The 18,465-nt window shown below is 71.2% G+C and carries 15 protein-coding genes and 1 riboswitch; of the genes, 5 read left to right on the top strand and 10 right to left on the bottom strand.

The window, feature by feature from the left end; all coding sequences use genetic code 11:
- Positions 1-88: 88 nt before the first annotated feature.
- Both ACZ4N5_RS13980 and ACZ4N5_RS13985 read left to right on the top strand, forming a co-directional pair.
- Entirely contained in the window at positions 89-1,327 is a 1,239-nt protein-coding gene (locus ACZ4N5_RS13980; protein ID WP_467757324.1) for an MFS transporter, read from the top strand.
- On the top strand, positions 1,287-2,606 hold the full coding sequence (locus ACZ4N5_RS13985; protein ID WP_467757325.1) for a D-arabinono-1,4-lactone oxidase: 1,320 nt from the start codon (positions 1,287-1,289) through the stop codon (positions 2,604-2,606). Before ACZ4N5_RS13980 ends, ACZ4N5_RS13985 begins: the two co-directional genes overlap by 41 nt.
- On the opposite strand, the gene ACZ4N5_RS13990 is transcribed toward ACZ4N5_RS13985, so the two are convergent.
- Positions 2,530-3,315 carry a hypothetical protein gene (locus tag ACZ4N5_RS13990; RefSeq protein ID WP_467757326.1) on the bottom strand — a complete coding sequence of 262 codons (786 nt, stop codon included), beginning with the start codon at positions 3,313-3,315 and terminating at the stop codon, positions 2,530-2,532. The two genes, ACZ4N5_RS13985 and ACZ4N5_RS13990, sit on opposite strands and share 77 nt — an antisense overlap.
- Positions 3,316-3,787: 472 nt before the next feature.
- Here ACZ4N5_RS13990 and sepH point away from each other — a divergent pair, with 472 nt between their 5' ends.
- Positions 3,788-4,840, top strand: a complete 1,053-nt coding sequence (gene sepH / locus ACZ4N5_RS13995) for a septation protein SepH (protein ID WP_467757327.1) — start codon at positions 3,788-3,790, stop codon at positions 4,838-4,840.
- Positions 4,841-5,116: 276 nt separating this feature from the next.
- Here sepH and ACZ4N5_RS14000 read toward each other — a convergent pair whose 3' ends face one another.
- The gene (locus ACZ4N5_RS14000; RefSeq protein ID WP_467757328.1) at positions 5,117-5,944 is read right to left on the bottom strand and encodes a sulfurtransferase; all 828 of its coding nucleotides are present in this window, start codon (positions 5,942-5,944) and stop codon (positions 5,117-5,119) included.
- Between the two features lie 323 nt (positions 5,945-6,267).
- Here ACZ4N5_RS14000 and ACZ4N5_RS14005 point away from each other — a divergent pair, with 323 nt between their 5' ends.
- Complete coding sequence (locus tag ACZ4N5_RS14005) at positions 6,268-7,071, top strand: VOC family protein (protein ID WP_467757329.1); 804 nt, start codon at positions 6,268-6,270, stop codon at positions 7,069-7,071.
- Between the two features lie 111 nt (positions 7,072-7,182).
- Here ACZ4N5_RS14005 and ACZ4N5_RS14010 read toward each other — a convergent pair whose 3' ends face one another.
- The 4 genes from ACZ4N5_RS14010 to ACZ4N5_RS14025 form a co-directional block, all read right to left on the bottom strand.
- A complete protein-coding gene (locus tag ACZ4N5_RS14010; RefSeq protein WP_355853395.1) occupies positions 7,183-7,830 on the bottom strand; it encodes a thymidine kinase in 648 nt (215 codons plus the stop codon).
- A 44-nt stretch (positions 7,831-7,874) separates the two neighbouring features.
- Positions 7,875-9,062 (bottom strand): alkaline phosphatase family protein, encoded by a 1,188-nt coding sequence (locus tag ACZ4N5_RS14015; protein WP_467757330.1) that lies wholly within the window; start codon positions 9,060-9,062, stop codon positions 7,875-7,877.
- Positions 9,062-9,649, bottom strand: coding sequence for a DUF5998 family protein (locus ACZ4N5_RS14020; protein ID WP_261707673.1), 588 nt, complete (start codon positions 9,647-9,649; stop codon positions 9,062-9,064). Before ACZ4N5_RS14020 ends, ACZ4N5_RS14015 begins: the two co-directional genes overlap by 1 nt.
- 359 nt (positions 9,650-10,008) lie before the next feature.
- A complete protein-coding gene (locus ACZ4N5_RS14025; protein WP_467757331.1) occupies positions 10,009-12,837 on the bottom strand; it encodes a bifunctional acetate--CoA ligase family protein/GNAT family N-acetyltransferase in 2,829 nt (942 codons plus the stop codon).
- Between the two features lie 176 nt (positions 12,838-13,013).
- Here ACZ4N5_RS14025 and ACZ4N5_RS14030 point away from each other — a divergent pair, with 176 nt between their 5' ends.
- A complete protein-coding gene (locus ACZ4N5_RS14030; RefSeq protein WP_365869032.1) occupies positions 13,014-13,295 on the top strand; it encodes an HPr family phosphocarrier protein in 282 nt (93 codons plus the stop codon).
- A gap of 226 nt (positions 13,296-13,521) precedes the next feature.
- Here ACZ4N5_RS14030 and ACZ4N5_RS14035 read toward each other — a convergent pair whose 3' ends face one another.
- The 4 genes from ACZ4N5_RS14035 to ACZ4N5_RS14050 form a co-directional block, all read right to left on the bottom strand.
- Positions 13,522-14,214, bottom strand: a complete 693-nt coding sequence (locus tag ACZ4N5_RS14035; RefSeq protein WP_467757332.1) for a GntR family transcriptional regulator — start codon at positions 14,212-14,214, stop codon at positions 13,522-13,524.
- Positions 14,215-14,410: 196 nt separating this feature from the next.
- A complete protein-coding gene (locus ACZ4N5_RS14040; RefSeq protein ID WP_467757333.1) occupies positions 14,411-15,175 on the bottom strand; it encodes a M23 family metallopeptidase in 765 nt (254 codons plus the stop codon).
- 12 nt (positions 15,176-15,187) lie between these two features.
- A riboswitch (cyclic di-AMP (ydaO/yuaA leader) is annotated at positions 15,188-15,347 on the bottom strand.
- A 215-nt stretch (positions 15,348-15,562) separates the two neighbouring features.
- Complete coding sequence (locus tag ACZ4N5_RS14045) at positions 15,563-16,951, bottom strand: M16 family metallopeptidase (RefSeq protein ID WP_467757334.1); 1,389 nt, start codon at positions 16,949-16,951, stop codon at positions 15,563-15,565.
- Positions 16,948-18,303, bottom strand: a complete 1,356-nt coding sequence (locus ACZ4N5_RS14050) for a M16 family metallopeptidase (protein WP_467757335.1) — start codon at positions 18,301-18,303, stop codon at positions 16,948-16,950. Before ACZ4N5_RS14050 ends, ACZ4N5_RS14045 begins: the two co-directional genes overlap by 4 nt.
- Positions 18,304-18,465: the final 162 nt, after the last annotated feature.

Here is an 18,465-nt window from a genome sequence, read left to right on the forward strand (position 1 = left end):
AAGCTGTATCGGCCAGCTTCACGCCTTACCGAAGTTCGGGCCGCCCGCGACGTCGGGGAGGGGCCGAGCCGAGCCGACGGAGACCCTCGTGCCCAGCCCGTACCGCGCCCTGTTCGCCGCCCCCGGCTCCAAGGGCTTCTCCACAGCGGGCCTGCTCGGCCGGATGCCGCTGTCCATGATGGGCATCGGCATCGTCACGATGATCTCCCAGCTGACCGGGCGCTACGGCCTCGCCGGCGCCCTGTCGGCGACCATCGCCCTGGCGGCCGCGGCGATGGGCCCGCAGATCTCGCGACTGGTGGACCGGCACGGTCAGCGGCGGATCCTGCGCCCTGTGACGCTCTTCGCGCTCACGGCGGCCGCGGGGCTGCTGCTCGCCTCGCACTTCGAGTGGCCGGACTGGGTGCTGTTCGTGTGCGCGGCCGGCATCGGCTGCGTCCCGAGCATCGGCGCGATGATCCGGGCCCGCTGGGCGGCCCTCTACGGAGGCACCCCGCAACTGCACACCGCGTACTCCCTTGAGTCCGTGGTGGACGAGATCTGCTTCATCTTCGGGCCGATCATCTCCATCGGCCTGTCCACGGTGTGGTTCCCGGAGGCCGGACCGCTGCTCGCCGCCTGTTTCCTGGCGGCCGGGGTCTTCTGGCTGACCTCCCAGCGCGCCACCGAGCCGCAGCCGCATCCGCGCGGGCAGCACAGCGGTGGCTCGGCGCTCCGCTCGGCCGGACTCCAGGTCCTGGTGGCCACGTTCGTGGCGACCGGGACGATCTTCGGAGCCGTCGACGTGGTCACCGTGGCCTTCGCCGAGGAGCAGGGCCACAAGGGCGCCGCGAGCATCGTCCTGGCCCTCTACGCGGCGGGCTCCTGCCTCGCGGGGGCCGTCTTCGGGCTGCTGCACTTCAAGGGGGCAGCCGAAGGCAGGTGGCTGCTGGGCATATGTGCGATGGCCGTGAGTATGATCCCCCTCCTACTGGTCGGAAACTTGCTGTTCCTGGCCGTGGCGCTGTTCGTTGCGGGCCTCTCCATCGCTCCCACGATGATCACGACGATGTCCCTCATCGAACAGCACGTACCTCGCGCGAAACTGACCGAAGGCATGACCTGGGTGAGCACAGGACTCGCAGTCGGGGTCGCGCTCGGTTCCTCCGTGGCCGGCTGGGTGATCGACTCCGCCGGCGCGAAGGCCGGGTACGGGGTTCCGGCGGTGTCCGGGGCCGTCGCGGTGGCGGTCGGTTTCCTCGGGTATCGCCGGCTCAGCAGGCCGGTTCCGCAGCGGGGAGGGTCTCATGAGCACCACAGTGAGCGGGAAGAGCGGCACGTGGCGTAACTGGGCGGGGAACGTCACCGCCCGTCCCGTACGGGAGGTCACCCCTGCCTCGGTCGACGAACTCTCCGCCGCCGTACGCAAGGCGGCCGAGGACGGCCTGACGGTGAAGGCCGTCGGCACCGGGCACTCCTTCACGGCCGCCGCGGCGACCGACGGTGTATTGATCCGCCCTCAACTGTTGACCGGAATCCGCAAGATCGACCGTGCGGCCATGACGGTCACGGTCGAGGCGGGCACCCCGCTCAAGAGGCTCAACATGGCCCTCGCACGCGAGGGTCTGTCGCTCACGAACATGGGCGACATCATGGAGCAGACGGTCTCGGGGGCGACCAGCACCGGTACGCACGGCACCGGGCGCGACTCGGCCTCGATCGCCGCGCAGATCAAGGGCCTTGAACTGGTGACGGCGGACGGCTCGGTCCTGTCCTGCTCCGAGAACGAGAACCCGGAGATCTTCGCGTCGGCCCGCATCGGGATCGGCGCCCTGGGAATCGTCACCGCGATCACCTTCTCCGTGGAGCCTGTCTTCCTCCTCACGGCCCGCGAGGAGCCGATGACCTTCGACAAGGTCACCGCCGACTTCGAGGAACTCTTCACCGAGAACGAGCACTTCGAGTTCTACTGGTTCCCGCACACAGGCAACTGCAACACCAAGCGCAACAACCGCAGCGCGGGCCCCGAGAACCCGGTGGGGCCGATCCGGGGCTGGATAGAGGACGAGTTCCTCTCCAACGGCGCCTTCCAGGTGGCCAATCTGCTCGGCCGGGCCGTTCCCGCGGCCATCCCCTCGATCGCCGGACTCTCCAGTCGCGCGCTGTCCTCGCGGACCTACACGGACATTCCGTACAAGGTCTTCACCTCTCCGCGCCGCGTGCGGTTCGTGGAGATGGAGTACGCCGTGCCGCGCGAGGCCCTCGTCGAGACACTGCGCGAGCTGAAGTCGATGGTCGACAGCTCGACCCTGCGGGTCAGCTTCCCCGTGGAGGTGCGGACCGCGCCCGCGGACGACATCACCCTCTCCACGGCGTCCGGACGGGAGAGCGCGTACATCGCCGTCCACATCTTCAAGGGCACCCCCTATCAGGCGTACTTCACCGCGGCCGAGCGGATCTTCACCGCGCACGAGGGGCGGCCGCACTGGGGCAAGGTGCACACGCGCGACGCGGAGTACTTCTCCAAGGCCTATCCGCGCTTCGGCGAGTTCACTGCGCTGCGGGATCGGCTCGATCCGGACCGGCGCTTTGCGAATGACTACTTGCGGAGGGTTCTGGGGTCGTAGCGGTCGCGCTGGGTGCCGGAGCCGGGGTGCCGTCCCCGGCTTCCGGTCCCGAGGACGCGCCGTCGCCCGGCGTCGGCACCGAGGTCGCGCCACCACCGTCGCCGCCCACGTCACCTGAGCCGCCGCTGTCGGCGGACGGCGCCTGCGCCTCCGGAGAAGCCGGGGCCGAGGAGGGCGAAGACCCGGTCGCCGGAGCCCTACCGGGATCCGGACTCCCCGAACCGGCGCTGTGCCCCTTGAAGGCGTCGCCGACCGTCGTGCTCGTGCCGTCGCCGCTGAAGCTCTGCCCCGAGACCATCTCGTACGAGGTGATTCCGGCCATCGTGACGCCGAAGACGAGCGCGGTCGCGACCAGCGGCCTCTTCCAGCTCCTGACCCGCGCGCGGTAGACGGTCCCCTCGGTGAACTCTCCGGGGGGACCGGGCAGCTGCCGGGGCTTCGGCCTCGTCTGCACCTTCACGTCACGGATCTGTTCGCCGGTGCGCTTGAAAAAGTGCTGGAAGACCGTTCCTCCGCAGGTGGCGACGGCGCTGACCAGGCCGGCACCCAGGATCGTCCCGTAGACACCGAAGTAGGACGCGAGTTTCGCGGCGACCACCGCGGCGACCGCGCTCCCCGCCACTTGGGGGACGCTCAGGTCCAGCCGCCTCTTCCTCGGTTCCACGTCGGTACCCGGCTGCTCGCCGCCGACATCCGGCTTCTTACGCATTCCCGGACCTTGCCTGCCTTCCCCGTACTTGATCGATCAACCGCACGAGAAAGGGACGTACAGGCGAAACGATTAGTTCCATTTCTGCCGATTACGTGAAGTGCGCCACGCTCCATGGCCACCGAAAGGGCGCCGGGATCGGCCAACTAGCACCCCCCGCTCGAAGTTGGGCGGCGTGCCGATCCACGCAAGTGGCCCGAATGGAGTACTGTTGCGAGCCCTGGGTCCGGACTCCCGCCAGGGTGTCCGGGGCCTTGCAGGACCGCCGGGAGGGGGCTCGTTGCACAGGGTGATGGAGTTCGTCACTTAGCGTTGCGAATAGGTAACCGTGCCATAACGGCGACCCCGGGCCCGTGCCCGACACGCCGGGCAACTCGGCAAGGTTGTGGCAGGCTGCACCCGGGCAGGCCACACTCGACTAGCGGAAGCAGCGACGCACGTGACGTCGGCAGGCACCACCCGGGAGGTCCCCATGCCCGAACTGCGTGTCGTGGCCGTCTCTAACGACGGCACACGGCTGGTGCTGAAGGCTGCGGACAGTACGGAGTACACGCTTCCGATTGACGAGCGTCTGCGCGCCGCCGTACGCGGCGACCGTCCCCGCCTCGGCCAGATCGAGATCGAGGTGGAGAGCCATCTCCGCCCCCGAGACATCCAGGCGCGTATACGCGCCGGCGCTTCCGCGGAGGAAGTCGCCCAGCTCGCCGGAATCCCCGTCGATCGCGTACGCCGCTTCGAAGGACCCGTGCTGGCCGAGCGCGCCTTCATGGCCGAGCGCGCCAGGAAGACCCCCGTCCGCCGCCCCGGAGAGAACGCCGGACCCCAGCTCGGCGAGGCCGTCCAGGAGCGGTTGCTGATCCGGGGTGCCGAGAAGGACACCGTGCAGTGGGACTCCTGGCGCCGCGACGACGGCACCTGGGAAGTCATGCTGGTCTACCGGGTCGCGGGCGAACCGCACGCCGCGAGCTGGACCTACGACCCGCCCCGGCGGCTCGTCCAGGCCGTCGACGACGAGGCACGCTCGCTGATCGGCGAGTCCGACGACCTCGCGGCGCCCGAGCCGAGCTTCCCGTTCGTGCCGCGGATCGCCCGGCTGCCCCGCGACCGTCCGCTGGACCGCGCCCTGGACCGGCAGATGGAGCGGCCGAGCCTGCCCTCGGCCTCCCCGGAGCCGGCCGAGGAGGCGGAGGACCGGGACTCGCTGACCAGCCTCCTGGAGGCGGTGCCCAGCTTCCGTGGCGACATGGTGGTGCCCGAGCGGCCCGCCCCCGCCGAGCGGCCCGCCGCCGAGGAGCCCGTCCCCGAACCCGAGGAGGAGGAGCCCCCGGCTCCCGCCGCCTCGGCGGGTGCCGGTTCCGCGTACGCGGACGTGCTCATGCCCCGCTCGGTCGGCAGCCATCGCGACCGGCTCGTCGGCGCGACCGACCGCCAGGCCGAGGCCGACGGCGTCCGTCCCGGCCGCAGAGCGGCGGTCCCGAGCTGGGACGAGATCGTCTTCGGCACACGGCGGAAGAAGCAGGACTAGCAGGACCAGGCAGATCTACGACGAGGGGGTCCGCACCGGATCGGTGCGGGCCCCCTCGTCATGCGCCGAGCGGCGAGGCCGGCGCCTACGTCCGGCACGACGGACCACACGGCGCACCGTGCCGCCACCCGGCGGTCACACCGCAGGTGCTACCGCCGGGCCCGCAGGTGTCGGTGAGAGGCACCACAGGCGCTCGTAGGGGCGGCACCACGGGTGCTGCCGCGGACGGCACCGCGGACCTTCCTGCGGGAACCGCCCTGGGCACCGCCGCCGGTTTCACTGCGGGTCGGGACCCACCGCGACGGGGCGGTTCCCGTCCTGGGACCACTCCGACCATGAACCCACGTACAGCGCCGCCGGAACTCCGGCCACGGCGAGGGCCAGCACCTCATGGGCGCCCGAGACTCCGGAGCCGCAGTAGACGCCCACCTCGGACGCGGGTGTCACGCCGAAGGACTTGAAGCGGTCGGCGAGTTCGGCCGACGGCAGGAACCGTCCGTCCTCCGTGACGTTCTCGGCGGTCGGCGCGGAGACGGCGCCCGGGATGTGCCCGCCGACCGGATCGATCGGCTCGACGTCGCCCCGGTACCGCTCCCCCGCGCGGGCATCCAGCAGCAGCCCCGTGCGGGCGAGCGCTGCGGCCCCGTCCGCGTCGAGCGCCGGCCGGGCGCCGAGCGCCGGTACGAAGGTTCCGGGCACCGGCGAGGGGACCTCGGAGGACACCGGTCCGCTCCAGGCGCCGAACCCGCCGTCAAGCACGCGTACCGACGGATGACCCGAATAGCCCAGCAGCCACCAGGCGCGCGCGGCGGCCCAGCCCTGCCCGCCGTCGTACACAACGACGTCGCGGTTCTCGGACACTCCCGCGGCCCGCATCGCCGCGCCGAAGACCTCGGGGTCGGGAAGCGGATGCCGGCCCGCCGCACCGGCCGGACCAGCGAGTTCGGAATCCAGATCGACGAAGACGGCACCGGGAATGTGCGCGTTCTCGTACTCGGAGCGCAGGTTGGGGCCGCCCAACTGCCAGCGGATGTCGAGGAGCACCGGCGGGTTCGGCCCCGCCAGGTCACTCGCGAGTTCGGGTGCCGTGATGATGGCGTTCATGGCCACCATCCTCGCGCACGGGGTGGCCGCTTCGTCCATGTCCGGCTACTCTGCTCCGCCGGACAGGTCCGATCACCAGGCGTATGGGATCGGGCACATGCTGTACAACCGATGGACACCACGCGGCAATCACTCCGAAACGGATGAGGAACGGCAGATCGGGCGTCCGCCGTCCGTGCACCGCTCAACGGCGGCGCGGCCCGGACGCACGGCACGACCGGTGGTGCGAACATCGGCACGGGGCGTGCACGCACGCGACTGAGTACGCGTGTTCGCAGGCGGAAGGTGACCGGCCACCGCGAGGGGCCGAGAAGAGAGTGACGATGACCGAGGCACGGGAATCGGCCGGCCCGAACGGCACCACGCACGCTCGGCACGCGCCCGGCACACCCTGCTGGGTGAGTCTGATGGTGCATGAGATGGCCGCGACCCAGGACTTCTACGGAGCACTGTTCGGCTGGGAGTTCCAGCCGGGCCCCCCGCAGCTCGGCCCGTACGCGCGGGCCCTTCTCGACGGCCACGAGGTGGCCGGGATCGGCCAGTTGCCGCCCGACCGGCACCTGCCGATCGCCTGGACGCCCTACTTCGCCTCGGCCGACGTGGACCAGACCGCCGAGAAGGTACGGCACAGCGGCGGCACCGTGGGGGTGGGCCCGATCGACGCCGCCGAGGCCGGCCGCCTGGCGATCGCCTCCGACCCGTCGGGCGCCGTCTTCGGCATCTGGCAGGTGGCGGCCCATCTGGGTACGGGGATCACCGGCGTGCCGGGCACGCCGGCGTGGGACGAGCTCGTGACGCGTGACACCGAGAGCGTCGTCAAGTTCTACCAGGGGGTCTTCGGCTACGAAGTGGAGCCGACCGTGTCGGCCGACTTCGACTATGTGACCCTGCACATCGACGGTCGGCCGGTGGCCGGCATCCACGGCGTCGGAAACGCCCTGCCGCGCGACCGGGGCCCGCACTGGCTGACGTACTTCGAGGCCGCCGCATTGGACGACACCGTCCGCCGGGTCACGGAACTCGGCGGCCACCTCCTGCGGGCGGCCCAGGACTCCCCGTACGGCCGCGTGGCGACGGTGGCGGATCCGGAGGGCGCGATGTTCTCCCTGATCCATTCCGTCACATGACCCGTTGAGCGGTCCGGCCCGACGATCCGACGCCGGGCCGGGCGTCGGCCATGGGGGCGGGCATGGGGCTCACGCGTCGGACCTCGGGCAGCAGGTCTCCGGGAACAGGCCTCAGACCGAGTGGATCGGCAGGACGTCGGGGGACAGGGCGCTCGCGTGGGCCGTGGCGGCTGTCATACGGCGGCGGTGGTGCCGGCGGCACAGGACCTCGTAGCCGATGTTCTCGGGCTGGTTGACGTCGCCGACGACGACCTGGGCGCCTTCGACGACCATCTCGCCGCCCACGGTGCGGGCGTTGTGCGTGGCGCGGGCTCCGCACCAGCACAGGGCCTCGACCTGGAGGACCTCGACCCGGTCGGCCAGTTCGACGAGGCGCTGGGAGCCCGGGAAGAGCTTGGAACGGAAGTCGGTGGTGATCCCGAAGGCGAAGACGTCGACACCCAGGTCGTCCACCACACGGGCCAGTTGGTCGATCTGCGGCGGGGCCAGGAACTGCGCCTCGTCCGCGATCACGTAGTCCGCCCGGCCTCCCTGCGAGAGGTGGTCGACCAGATAGGCGTACAGGTCCTGGTCGTCCGCCACCTCGACCGCGTCGGTGACGAGACCGAGGCGCGAGGAGAGCTTGCCCTCGCCCGCGCGGTCGTCGCGCGTGAAGATCATGCCCTGCAGACCCCGCGCCGAGCGGTTGTGCTCGATCTGGAGAGCCAGCGTGGACTTCCCGCAGTCCATCGTTCCGGAGAAGAACACCAGCTCGGGCATGGGGAGTTGAGCACCTTTCGGCAACGGAGGAAGGGGGAAGGGCGTCAGGAGCGTACTTGGAGGAGGGGCACCAGCTGCTCGGCCGGGGTCATCGAACCGTGGTTGCCGACCATCAGCGACTCCTTCGGCTCCCGCTCGGAGGCGGTGATCAGGACATCGTCCCGGGCGGCCGCGATCACGTCACCCAGCCGGCCGTACACTCGCTCGTCGACGCGCGGGCCGAACCAGCCCGCTTCGATCGCCTCGTCACGGGAGGCGACCCAGAACTGCTCGCCGAGGACCTCGCGCCAGCAGGTCAGCACATCCACCTCGGCACCCGGGACCGCGTACACATGGCGGGCGCGGCCCTCGCCGCCCAGCAGGGCGACCCCGGCGCGCAGCTCCCAGTCCTCGTCGAAGTCGATGCGGTGCTGCTCGTCGAACGGGATGTCGATCATGCCGTGGTCGGCGGTGACGTACAGCGCCGTGCGCGACGGCAGCTGCTCCGCGAGTCGCTGGACCAGGCGGTCGACATACATCAGCTGGCCGCGCCAGGGGTCCGAGTCGACACCGAAGCGGTGGCCCTTGCCGTCCACCTCGGCGTAGTACGTGTAGACCAAGGAGCGGTCCCCGGCGGCCAGTTGCTCGGCGGCGAGGTCCATGCGGTCCTCGCCGGACAGTCGGCCGTGGAACGTCCCGCCGCTCAGCGCGATCTTCGTCAGCGGTGTGTTCTGGAACGTCGGCGAGGAGACCTGGGCGGTGTGCACACCCGCCGCCTCGGCCAGCTGGAAGATCGTGGGGTAGGGCTGCCAGGCGCGCGGCTCGGTCCACGGGTTCCAGCGGAGCTGGTTCATCAGCTCACCGGTGGCGGGGTTGCGCGCGGTGTAGCCGGGCAGGCCGTGCGCGCCCGGAGGCAGGCCGGTGCCGACGGAGGCGAGGGAGGTCGCGGTGGTGGCCGGGTAGCCCGCGGTGATCGGACGCCCCGTGCCGCCGCGTGAGGACGCGAGGAGCGACGTCATGAAGGGTGCCTCGTCCGGGTGAGCCTTGAGCTGCTCCCAGCCGAGACCGTCGATCAGGAACACGCAGTTCCGGTCGGCTTCGGTCAGTTCGGGTATGGCGGCGGTCGCACCGGGCACGGACATGCCGGCGGCGAGCGTGGGCAGCAGGTCGGCCAGCGAACCGGCGCCGTACTCGGGGACGGGCGCGGAGTCGATGGCGAGCGGTTCCGGGTGATCCCAGGTGTGCAGGGCCATCAGCGGGCGACGTCCGCGGTCGCCTCGGAGAGGGACTGCGCGAAGGCGAGGGCCTGACGGACGGTTTCCGGACCGTCCCCCGCCTCGCTGACCCGCAGGCTCAGGTCGTCCGCCGTCGAGCTGCCGGTGTAGCCGTGATCCGCCTCGCAGTTGGGGTCACCGCAGGCGGCCGGCTCCAGGTCGATGCGGGAGACGGCGCCCCAGCCGATGGTCAGGACCACTTCGCGGGGAAGCGTGCCCGGCGTGTACGACTCCGGGTTCGCGACGACGCGGCTGACCACGACCGAGGAGATCCGGCCGAGCTTGACCGATTCCGTCGAGGTCGTGGCGTACGGCGTCGGGGACGTGGTGTCCGCGTTCTGCTCGTCGGTGTGGCTCACGATGAAACGGTTGCCGGTGAGGACGAGCACGGTCACGTGCCGCCGGACCTCGTTCGCGTCGAACGTCGTCTCCTGGTGGACCAGGTACGACCGGATGGTCTCGCCGCCGATCGCGGCCTCCACCGCCTCGGCCACGAGGGCCGGGTAGTAGCCGCTGCGCTCGATCGCCGCTCGCAGCCCCTGGGTCGTCGTACTGGTCTTGGCCATGCCGTCCATCCTACGGGGGCCCACTGACTGCGAGGCACCGCTCGCGTGGGTCTGTCGTGGACCGATCAGATCGATTCGGCGACGGCGGCCGGTGCGACGCGGGCACGGCAAGGGCCATGGCGCGGATGCGACGGCCCAGACGGGGCGGGGACCGGTGCAGGCACGGGAGCGGGTGCTGCGGCACTCCGGACGGACGGGGGCACCCTGGACGCCGCCTGGGACTGCGCCGAGTTCCGGGCCGGGGAGATCGCGGACGGCACCGCTCGGGCGACGACCAGCGTCCCCGGCCGGGGCGCCCGCCGTCCCCGGAGGCAACGCACCCCTCGGACGACTCGGACGACTCAGACGACTCAGACGACTCAGACGACGGGCAGTGTCCGGGGGCCGAGGTCGTCCCGGAGCGGGGCGCGGGCCAGTCGCACCGTCGCGCCCAGCACGCTCAGGCCGGTCGGGGCGACCACCACCGGCTCCAGCGAGACCGCGACGACCTCCGGGTGATCGTCGACCAGCCGGGACACCCGCAGCATGAGCTCTTCGAGGGCCGCCGTGTCGACCGGCGCGGAGCCCCGCCAGCCGAACAGGAGCGGCGCCGTCCGGATCGACCGCACCAGAGAAGCCGCTTCTCGGTCGGTGACCGGAATCAGCCGGTGCGCCGTGTCCCCGAGCAGTTCGGAGGCGGCTCCGGAGAGCCCGAAGGAGAGCACTGCCCCTGCCGCCGGATCGATCACCGCGCGGACGACCGTGTCGACACCCCGCGGCGCCATCCCCTGCACGACCGGGCGCAGCACCGTCGGCGTCCCGAACAGCTCGGTCAGCTCCGCGTAGGCCCGGCGCAGCTGTTCCTCGTCCGCCACGTCCAGCCGTACGCCGCCGAGGTCGGCGCGGTGCCGCAGGTGCGGGGCGGTGGTCTTGAGGGCCACGGGGTAACCGATGGCCCGGGCGGCCTCCACCGCGTCGTCCGGAGTGGGGGCGGGCAGGGCACGGTGTACGTCGATGCCGTACCGCCCGAGCAGTGCCCCCGTCTCCTCGCCTCCCAGGGTCAGGCCCTCCCCGCGCGCGAGGAGGTCGTCGATGAGCTGCGCCGCTCCCTTTTCGTCGATGTCCTCGTACTCGGGCACCTTGCCGGGCTCGCCGGCGTCCAGGCGCCACTGGGCGTACTTGACGGCTTCGGCGAGGGCGCGGACGGCACGTTCGGCGGCCGGGTAGGCGGGGATGAGCCGGGAGTCCGGCGCGGATTCGGCACGCACCGCGGTGGGCGATCGGTCCGAGGGGTGGAAGCGGGCGCCGGGCGCCGCGCCGGGCGCCGTCCCGGGGGCCTGGGGGGCGGTGCTCGCGGCGGCGGACAGGGCCTCGGCGAGCCCGCCCAGTTCGACGTGCACGACGAGCACGGGTTTCGCCGGAGCCGCCAGGGCTGAGGACCGGAGCGCCTCGGCGAGCTCCGCGTCGGCGGCCGAGGTCTCCCCCAGCGCCGGTATGGCCGTCACGACCACGGCGTCACAGCCGTCGTCGGCGAGGGCCTGCGACAGCGCCCGGTGGAAGTCCTCCGCCGAGGCCGCCGTGGTCAGGTCACGCGGCGGCAGCGGCCTGAGCCCTTCGGCGAGACACGCGTCGTACGTGAGCAGCCCCAGTGACTCGGAGTTCCCGAGGATCGCCACGCGGGGTCCTTTGGGGAGCGGCTGGCGGGCCAGCAGCAGGCCCGCGTCGACGAGTTCGGTGATGGTGTCCACCCGGATCACTCCGGCCTGGCGCAGCAGCGCGGACACGGTGGCGTGCGGCAGCCGGGTGGCCCGTACGGCATGGCCCTGGGGAGCGGCCCCGCCGTGCCGCGCGCCCTGGACCACGACCAGCGGCTTCGCCGCCGCCGTCCGCCGTGCGAGGCGGTTGAACTTGCGCGGGTTGCCGATGGATTCGAGGTACATCAGGGCGACGTCGGTGTCCGGGTCGTCGTACCAGTACTGCAGTACGTCGTTGCCGGAGACGTCCGCCCGGTTCCCGGAGGAGATGAAGGTCGACACGCCGGTCACGCCCGTGACGCCGCCGCCGCGCCGGTGCAGCCGGGACAGCAGGGCGATGCCGATGGCGCCGGACTGCGCGAACAGGCCGATGCGTCCGGGGCGGGGCATCTGCGGGGCGAGCGAGGCGTTCAGCCGCACTTCGGGGGACGTGTTGATGACGCCGAAGGCGTTGGGCCCGATGATGCGCATCCCGTACGTGCGCGCCTGCCGCACGAGTTCGCGCTGGCGTTCGCGTCCTTCGGGACCGCTCTCGGCGTACCCGGCTGAGACCACCACGAGCCCCTGCACCCCGTGTTCGCCGCATTCCGTGACGACCTCGGGAACGTGCTCGGCGGGCACGGCGACGACGGCGAGGTCGACGGGCTCGGCGATGTCGCGGACGGAGCGGTGGGCCGGGACTCCGTCGAGTTCCTTCTCCTGGAGTGCCGCGTTCACGGCGTACAGACGCCCGGTGAATCCGGCTTCCCGCAGGTTGTCGAGGACGCTGCGGCCGACCCCGCCGGGGCTGCGTCCGGCGCCGATGACGGCGACCGAGCCGGGGGCGAGCAGCCGCTGCACGGAGCGGGCCTCGGCGCGCTGCTCCCGCGCGCGCTGCACGGCGAGCGACCGGTCGGTGGGTTCGAGGTCGAACTCCAGGCGTACGACGCCGTCCTCGAAGCTGCGCTTCTGGGTGTATCCGGCGTCCGTGAACACCTTGATCATCTTGTTGTTGGCGGGCAGCACCTCGGCGGCGAAGCGGCGGATGTCGCGCTCGCGGGCCACGGCCGCGATGTGTTCGAGCAGCGCCGAGGCGACGCCGCGGCCCTGGTGGGCGTCCTGTACGAGAAAGGCGACCTCGGCCTCGTCGGCGGGCGCGGACGCGGGCATCCCGTCGGCGTCGATGCGGTCGTAGCGCACCGTGGCGATGAACTCGCCGCCCACCGTGGCCGCGAGGCCCACGCGGTCCACGAAGTCGTGGTGGGTGAACCGGTGGACGTCCTTGGCGGACAGCCGCGGATACGGCGCGAAGAAGCGGTAGTACTTCGACTCGTCGGACACCTGCTCGTAGAAGCTGACCAGGCGCTCGGCGTCATCGACGGTGATGGGCCTGACGCGTGCGGTGCCGCCGTCGCGCAGCACCACGTCGGCCTCCCAGTGAGCTGGGTACTCGTGCCGGTCCGACGAGGTCTGCATGGGGCCCAGAGTACGGCTCGCGTACGACAACGGCGCGAGGCAGTCTGAGGGTGACGGACGCCGGAGCGGGGCCGCGGACCGGCGCCGCAGCGGGCGGAACCCGGGTCCGTCCGGGCATGCCTCACGATATGGAACACTGGTCTAGACAACCTTGAAAACCCGAAGGGCAGCATCACATGGCTGAGCGCCGCGTCAACGTCGGCTGGACCGAGGGCCTCCACGCCCGCCCCGCCTCCATCTTCGTCCGGGCCGCCACGGCCTCCGGCATCCCCGTGACGATCGCCAAGTCCGACGGCAACCCCGTCAACGCGGCCTCCATGCTCGCGGTCCTCGGCCTGGGAGCCCAGGGCGGCGAGGAGATCGTCCTCGCGTCGGACTCCGAGGGCGCGGACGCCGCTCTCGACCGTCTGGCGAAGCTGGTCGCCGAGGGGCTCGACGAGCTCCCCGAGACCGTCTGAGCCCACAAGGCACCCAGGACACACGCGGCTGAGCCGCGCCGCCCCTTCCCCCGGGCGGTGCGGCTCAGCCGTTTTCCGTACCCCGCGCAGGAATTCCCCCGGCGACGCGCGCGGCCCTCACGCCGCGGTCACGGGAATAGCGCGCACCGCAATTCCGGAGACGCGAATAAAAGGGCATCAGAAATAAGCCCCTGCCGAATATCCCTCTTTGTATACGGCGCCCGTGTTAATGACGCGGGCCCATCATGTTTACGGGATGTTGCGAACTTCTCACACGGTCCGCCCGCTCGCCGCCGGGAAATCGGAGCCGGTGCACGGTCGTCGCGCGCTCGGTGTGCAGGGCCGTGATCGCGCGGGCCCGCTCGCTGTCGCCGCGGGCTACCGCGTCCACGATCCCGCCGTGCTCCGCCCAGGACTCCGCGGGGTTGGCCGGCGCGTCCACCGAGTACATCCAGGCGATCTTGTGTCGCAGCTGGGCGAGCGTGGAGGTCAACGCGGGGCTGCCGGACGCCTGTGCGAGCGTCTCGTGGAACCAGCCGCCCAGAGAGCGCAGATCCTCGCTGTGGCCTCTCCTGGAACGCTCCTGCCCCAGCCTGACGAGGCCTCGCAGCACCTTGAGGTGGGCCTCCGTACGCCGCTGGGCGGCCCTCGCGGCGCCCAGCGGTTCCAGCAGCATGCGCATCTCCAGGAGGTCCGCGGCCTCCTGCTCGCTGGGTTCCGCGACGCACGCGCCCGCGTGCCGGCGGGTGACCACGAAGCCCTCGGCCTCCAGGGTGCGCAGAGCCTCGCGCACGGGGACGCGCGAGACGCCGTAGCGCCGCGCGAGCAGTTCCTCGGTGAGCCGGCCGCCGCGCTCGTAGACACCCGCGACGATGTCGTCACGGATCGCCGTGCATACCGAGTGCGCCGGAATACGCATGACCGACCTCCGCTTTAATCCCCGCGAAACGCCATCGATTGACGCTTGTTCAGTGACTCTATTGCAGGAAGCCTGAATTTCCGATGGCGGGCCTGAATCCATGGATATTTTTTGGACAGAGGGCCTCCGGAAACGATGATGCCCCGGCTCGTTGAGCCGGGGCATCAAAAGCGGTGAAGAAGCCGCGAAGCGGTCGTCAGACGTTGACTCCGTGCGAGCGCAGGTACGCGACCGGGTCGATGTCCGAGCCGTACTCCGCGGTCGTACGGGCCTCGAAGTGAAGGTGCGGTCCGGTGGTGTTGCCGGTGTCCCCGGAGAGGCCGATCTGCTGCCCCGGAGTGACCGTCTGCCCCACGGACACACCGATGGACGACAGGTGGCCGTACATGGTGTACGTCCCGTCGTGCATCTTGATCACTATTTGATTGCCGTAGGCGCCGCCCCAGCCGGCCGTGACGACGGTGCCGGAGCCCACGGCGTGGACCGAGGTGCCGTACGCGGCGTGGAAGTCGACGCCGGTGTGGCTGCCGGAGGACCAGAGGCTGCTGCTGGCCTGGTAGCCGGTGGAGATGTACGAACCGGTGATCGGGATGACGAACGTGTTCAGGCGCTTGCGCTCGGCCTCACGGGCGGCGCGCTCCTTGGCCTCGCGGGACTTCGCGGCCTGCTCCGCGGCGTGCTTGCGCGCGGTCTGCTCGGCCTGCTTCCGCGCGGCGGCCTCGTCGGCGGCACGCTGCTGGGCGAAGGCCTGGGCGTCGATCTGGTCGGCGACCGAGTCGCCGAGGGTGACGGCCTGGGTCAGCCCGGTCTGCTCGACGGAGGCTTCCGCCGCGAACGCGGGGGCGGCCAGGGTTCCGATCACACCGGTGGTGGTGAGCGCCGCGACCCCGACGGCGGTCGTGGTGGTGCTGTGCACCCGGCTCGGACGACGATGCTTGCCGGTGCCACAGGTGAACGCCATGTAGGGGCTGATCCTTTCCTTCCCTCTCGCCTACCGGGTTAGCTGACGGGTTCGGAGCAGGAAGGTCTCCTACGGACCCCCTCCGGGGAGGGCGTCCGATTCACCCCAGGGACTACGTGTGGGTCCCCGGCTCCCCTGACTCGCGCCATAGGGGACTCGGCGATGACTGTCCGGTGCCGCGGGCGCGGCGCAGTGCGTGGCGAACAGCCGGACCGACGCTAAACGTGGTGTCATTCGAACAACAAACGGATCACGATTTTTGTAACGCATCCCACAGGGCAGAAGGGCAACTCCCGCACGAATACGGACATCTTGGGGACCGCATGCGGGAAAAAGAGAGCCCTGACGACTCTTCAGTCACCAGGGCCCTCCTCGGTCGCACGGGCCCTACTCGGCGGCCACCACGCTGACTTCACCGATTCCGAGGGCCTTGACCGGCTCCTCGATCGTCGCGGCGTCGCCCACCAGGACGGTCACCAGACGGTCCATCGGGAAGGCGCTCACCGCGGCCGCGGTGGCCTCCACCGTGCCGGTGGCGGCCAGTTGCTGATAGAGCGTCGCCTGGTAGTCGTCCGGCAGGTACTGCTCGACCTGGTCCGCGAGCGTGCTCGCCACGGCTGCCGCCGTCTCGAACTTGAGGGGCGCGACACCCACCAGGTTCTGCACGGCGACGTCGCGCTCCGTGTCGGTCAGCCCCTCGGCCGCGAGGGTGCGCAGCACCTTCCACAGGTCGTCGAGGGCCGGACCGGTGTTCGGGGTGTCCACCGAGCCGCTGATGGCGAGCATCGCGACACCGGTGCCGTCCGGCGCGGAGCGCAGGACCTGGCCGAACGCCCGTACGCCGTAGGTGTAGCCCTTCTCCTCGCGCAGGACGCGGTCGAGACGTGAGGTGAGGGTGCCGCCGAGGCAGTAGGTGCCGAGCACCTGGGCGGGCCACACGCGGTCGTGCCGGTCGGCGCCGACCCGGCCGATGAGCAGCTGCGTCTGGACGGCGCCGGGGCGGTCGACGATGATCACGCGGCCGGTGTCGTCGGCGCTCACCGGCGGCACGGGACGCGGCTCGGCGGACGAACCCGTCCAGGAGCCCAGCGTGTCGCCGAGCAGCTCGTCGAGGTCGACACCGGTCAGGTCACCGACGACGACGGCGGTGGCCGTCGCGGGGCGTACGTGCCTGTCGTAGAAGGCGCGTACGGCCACGGAGTCGATCTTCTGGACGGTCTCCTCGGTGCCCTGGCGCGGGCGCGACATGCGCGCGCTCGCCGGGAACAGCTCCTTGGAGAGCTCCTTGGCGGCACGACGGGCGGGATTGGCCGTCTCGTGCGGGATCTCGTCCAGCCGGTTGCGCACCAGCCGCTCGACCTCGCTGTCCGCGAACGCGGGGGCCCGCAGCGCGTCGGAGAGCAGGCCCAGCGCCTTGGCCAGGCGCGAGACCGGGACTTCGAGGGACAGGCGTACACCGGGGTGGTCGGCGTGCGCGTCGAGTGTGGCGCCGCAGCGCTCCAGTTCGGCGGCGAAGTCCTCGGCCGAGTGCTTGTCGGTGCCCTCGGAGAAGGCGCGCGCCATGATCGTGGCGATGCCGTCCAGGCCCGCGGGCTCGGCCTCCAGCGGCGCGGCGAGGATGACCTCGACGGCGACGACCTGCTGGCCGGGGCGATGGCAGCGGAGCACGGTCAGACCGTTGTCCAGGGTGCCGCGCTGGGGGGCGGGAAACGCCCACGGCTTGGGCCGGCCGGCCTGGGGCTGCGGGTGGAAGTCCATGGTGGCGAGCTCGGTCACTTCGCCGCCTCCTCGTCGGTCTCGTCGGCGGAGTCAGCCGCGTCGGTGGCTTCGGCGGTGGTCGGCTCGTAGACGAGCACCGCGCGGTTGTCGGGGCGCAGGCGGGCCTTGGCGGCCTCCTGGACCTCCTCCGCCGTGACGTCGAGGACGCGCTGCACGGCGGTCAGGGCGAGCTGCGGGTCGCCGAACAGGACGGCGTACCGGCACAGTTCGTCGGCGCGGCCAGCGACGGTGCCGAGCCGGTCGAGCCACTCGCGCTCCAACTGGGCCTGCGCGCGCTCCATTTCCTCGGCTGTCGGGCCCTCCTCGGCGAACCGGGCGAGCTCCTCGTCGACGGCGGCCTCGATCACCGGGACCTCGACGTCGCCGGACGTCTTCACGTCCAGCCATCCCAGGGAGGGCGCTCCGGCGAGCCGCAGCAGGCCGAACCCGGCCGCGACGGCGGTGCGGTCACGGCGTACGAGCCGGTTGTACAGCCGTGAGGACTCGCCGCCGCCGAGGACGGTGAGCGCCAGGTCGGCCGCGTCGCACGCGCGCGTGCCGTCCTCCGGGAGCCGGTAGGCGGCCATCAGGGCGCGCGCCGGGACGTCCTCCTCGACGACCTCGCGCAGCTGCTCGCCGATGATGTCGGGCAGCGAGCCGTCCCGCGGAGCGGCCTTGCCGTCGTGCCCGGGGATGGAGCCGAAGTACTTCTCGACCCAGACGAGCGTCTGCTCCGGGTCGATGTCGCCGACGACCGACAGGACCGCGTTGTTGGGCGCGTAGTTGGTGCGGAAGAACGCTCGGGCGTCCTCCAGGGTGGCCGCGTCCAGGTCGGCCATCGACCCGATCGGGGTGTGGTGGTACGGGTGGCCCTCGGGGTACGAGAACGCGGTGAGCTTCTCGAACGCGGTGCCGTACGGGACGTTGTCGTAACGCTGCCGGCGCTCGTTCTTGACGACGTCGCGCTGGTTCTCCATGGACTCGTCGTCCAGAGCCGCGAGCAGCGAGCCCATGCGGTCGGCCTCCAGCCAGAGGGCGAGCTCCAGCTGGTGGGTGGGCATGGTCTCGAAGTAGTTGGTGCGCTCGAAACTCGTCGTGCCGTTGAGCGAGCCGCCGGCACCCTGGACGAGTTCGAAGTGACCGTTGCCGTGGACCTGCTTGGAGCCCTGGAACATCAGGTGCTCGAAGAGGTGGGCGAGTCCGGTCCGGCCCTTGACCTCGTGGCGCGAGCCGACGTCGTACCAGAGGCACACCGCGGCGACCGGGGTCAGATGGTCCTCGGAGAGCACCACGCGCAGGCCGTTGGCCAGGCGGTGCTCGGTCGCTGTCAGGCCGCCGGAGCCTGCCTCAGCTGTGGCCGTGTGACCCATGGGCATGTACGTCCCTTCGATCGCGGAACTGCGTCATTCCTGTCGGTCCTGCCACTGTATGCAAGCGCGCGGACGGCTGGCGAAGTTCCCGCACCTCGTACGCCGAGAGCGAGACTTACGCGTGTCCCTGACACACCCCGGGGAACCCTCCGGGAACCACCG

The organism is Streptomyces sp. NPDC026500, assembly GCF_055567635.1.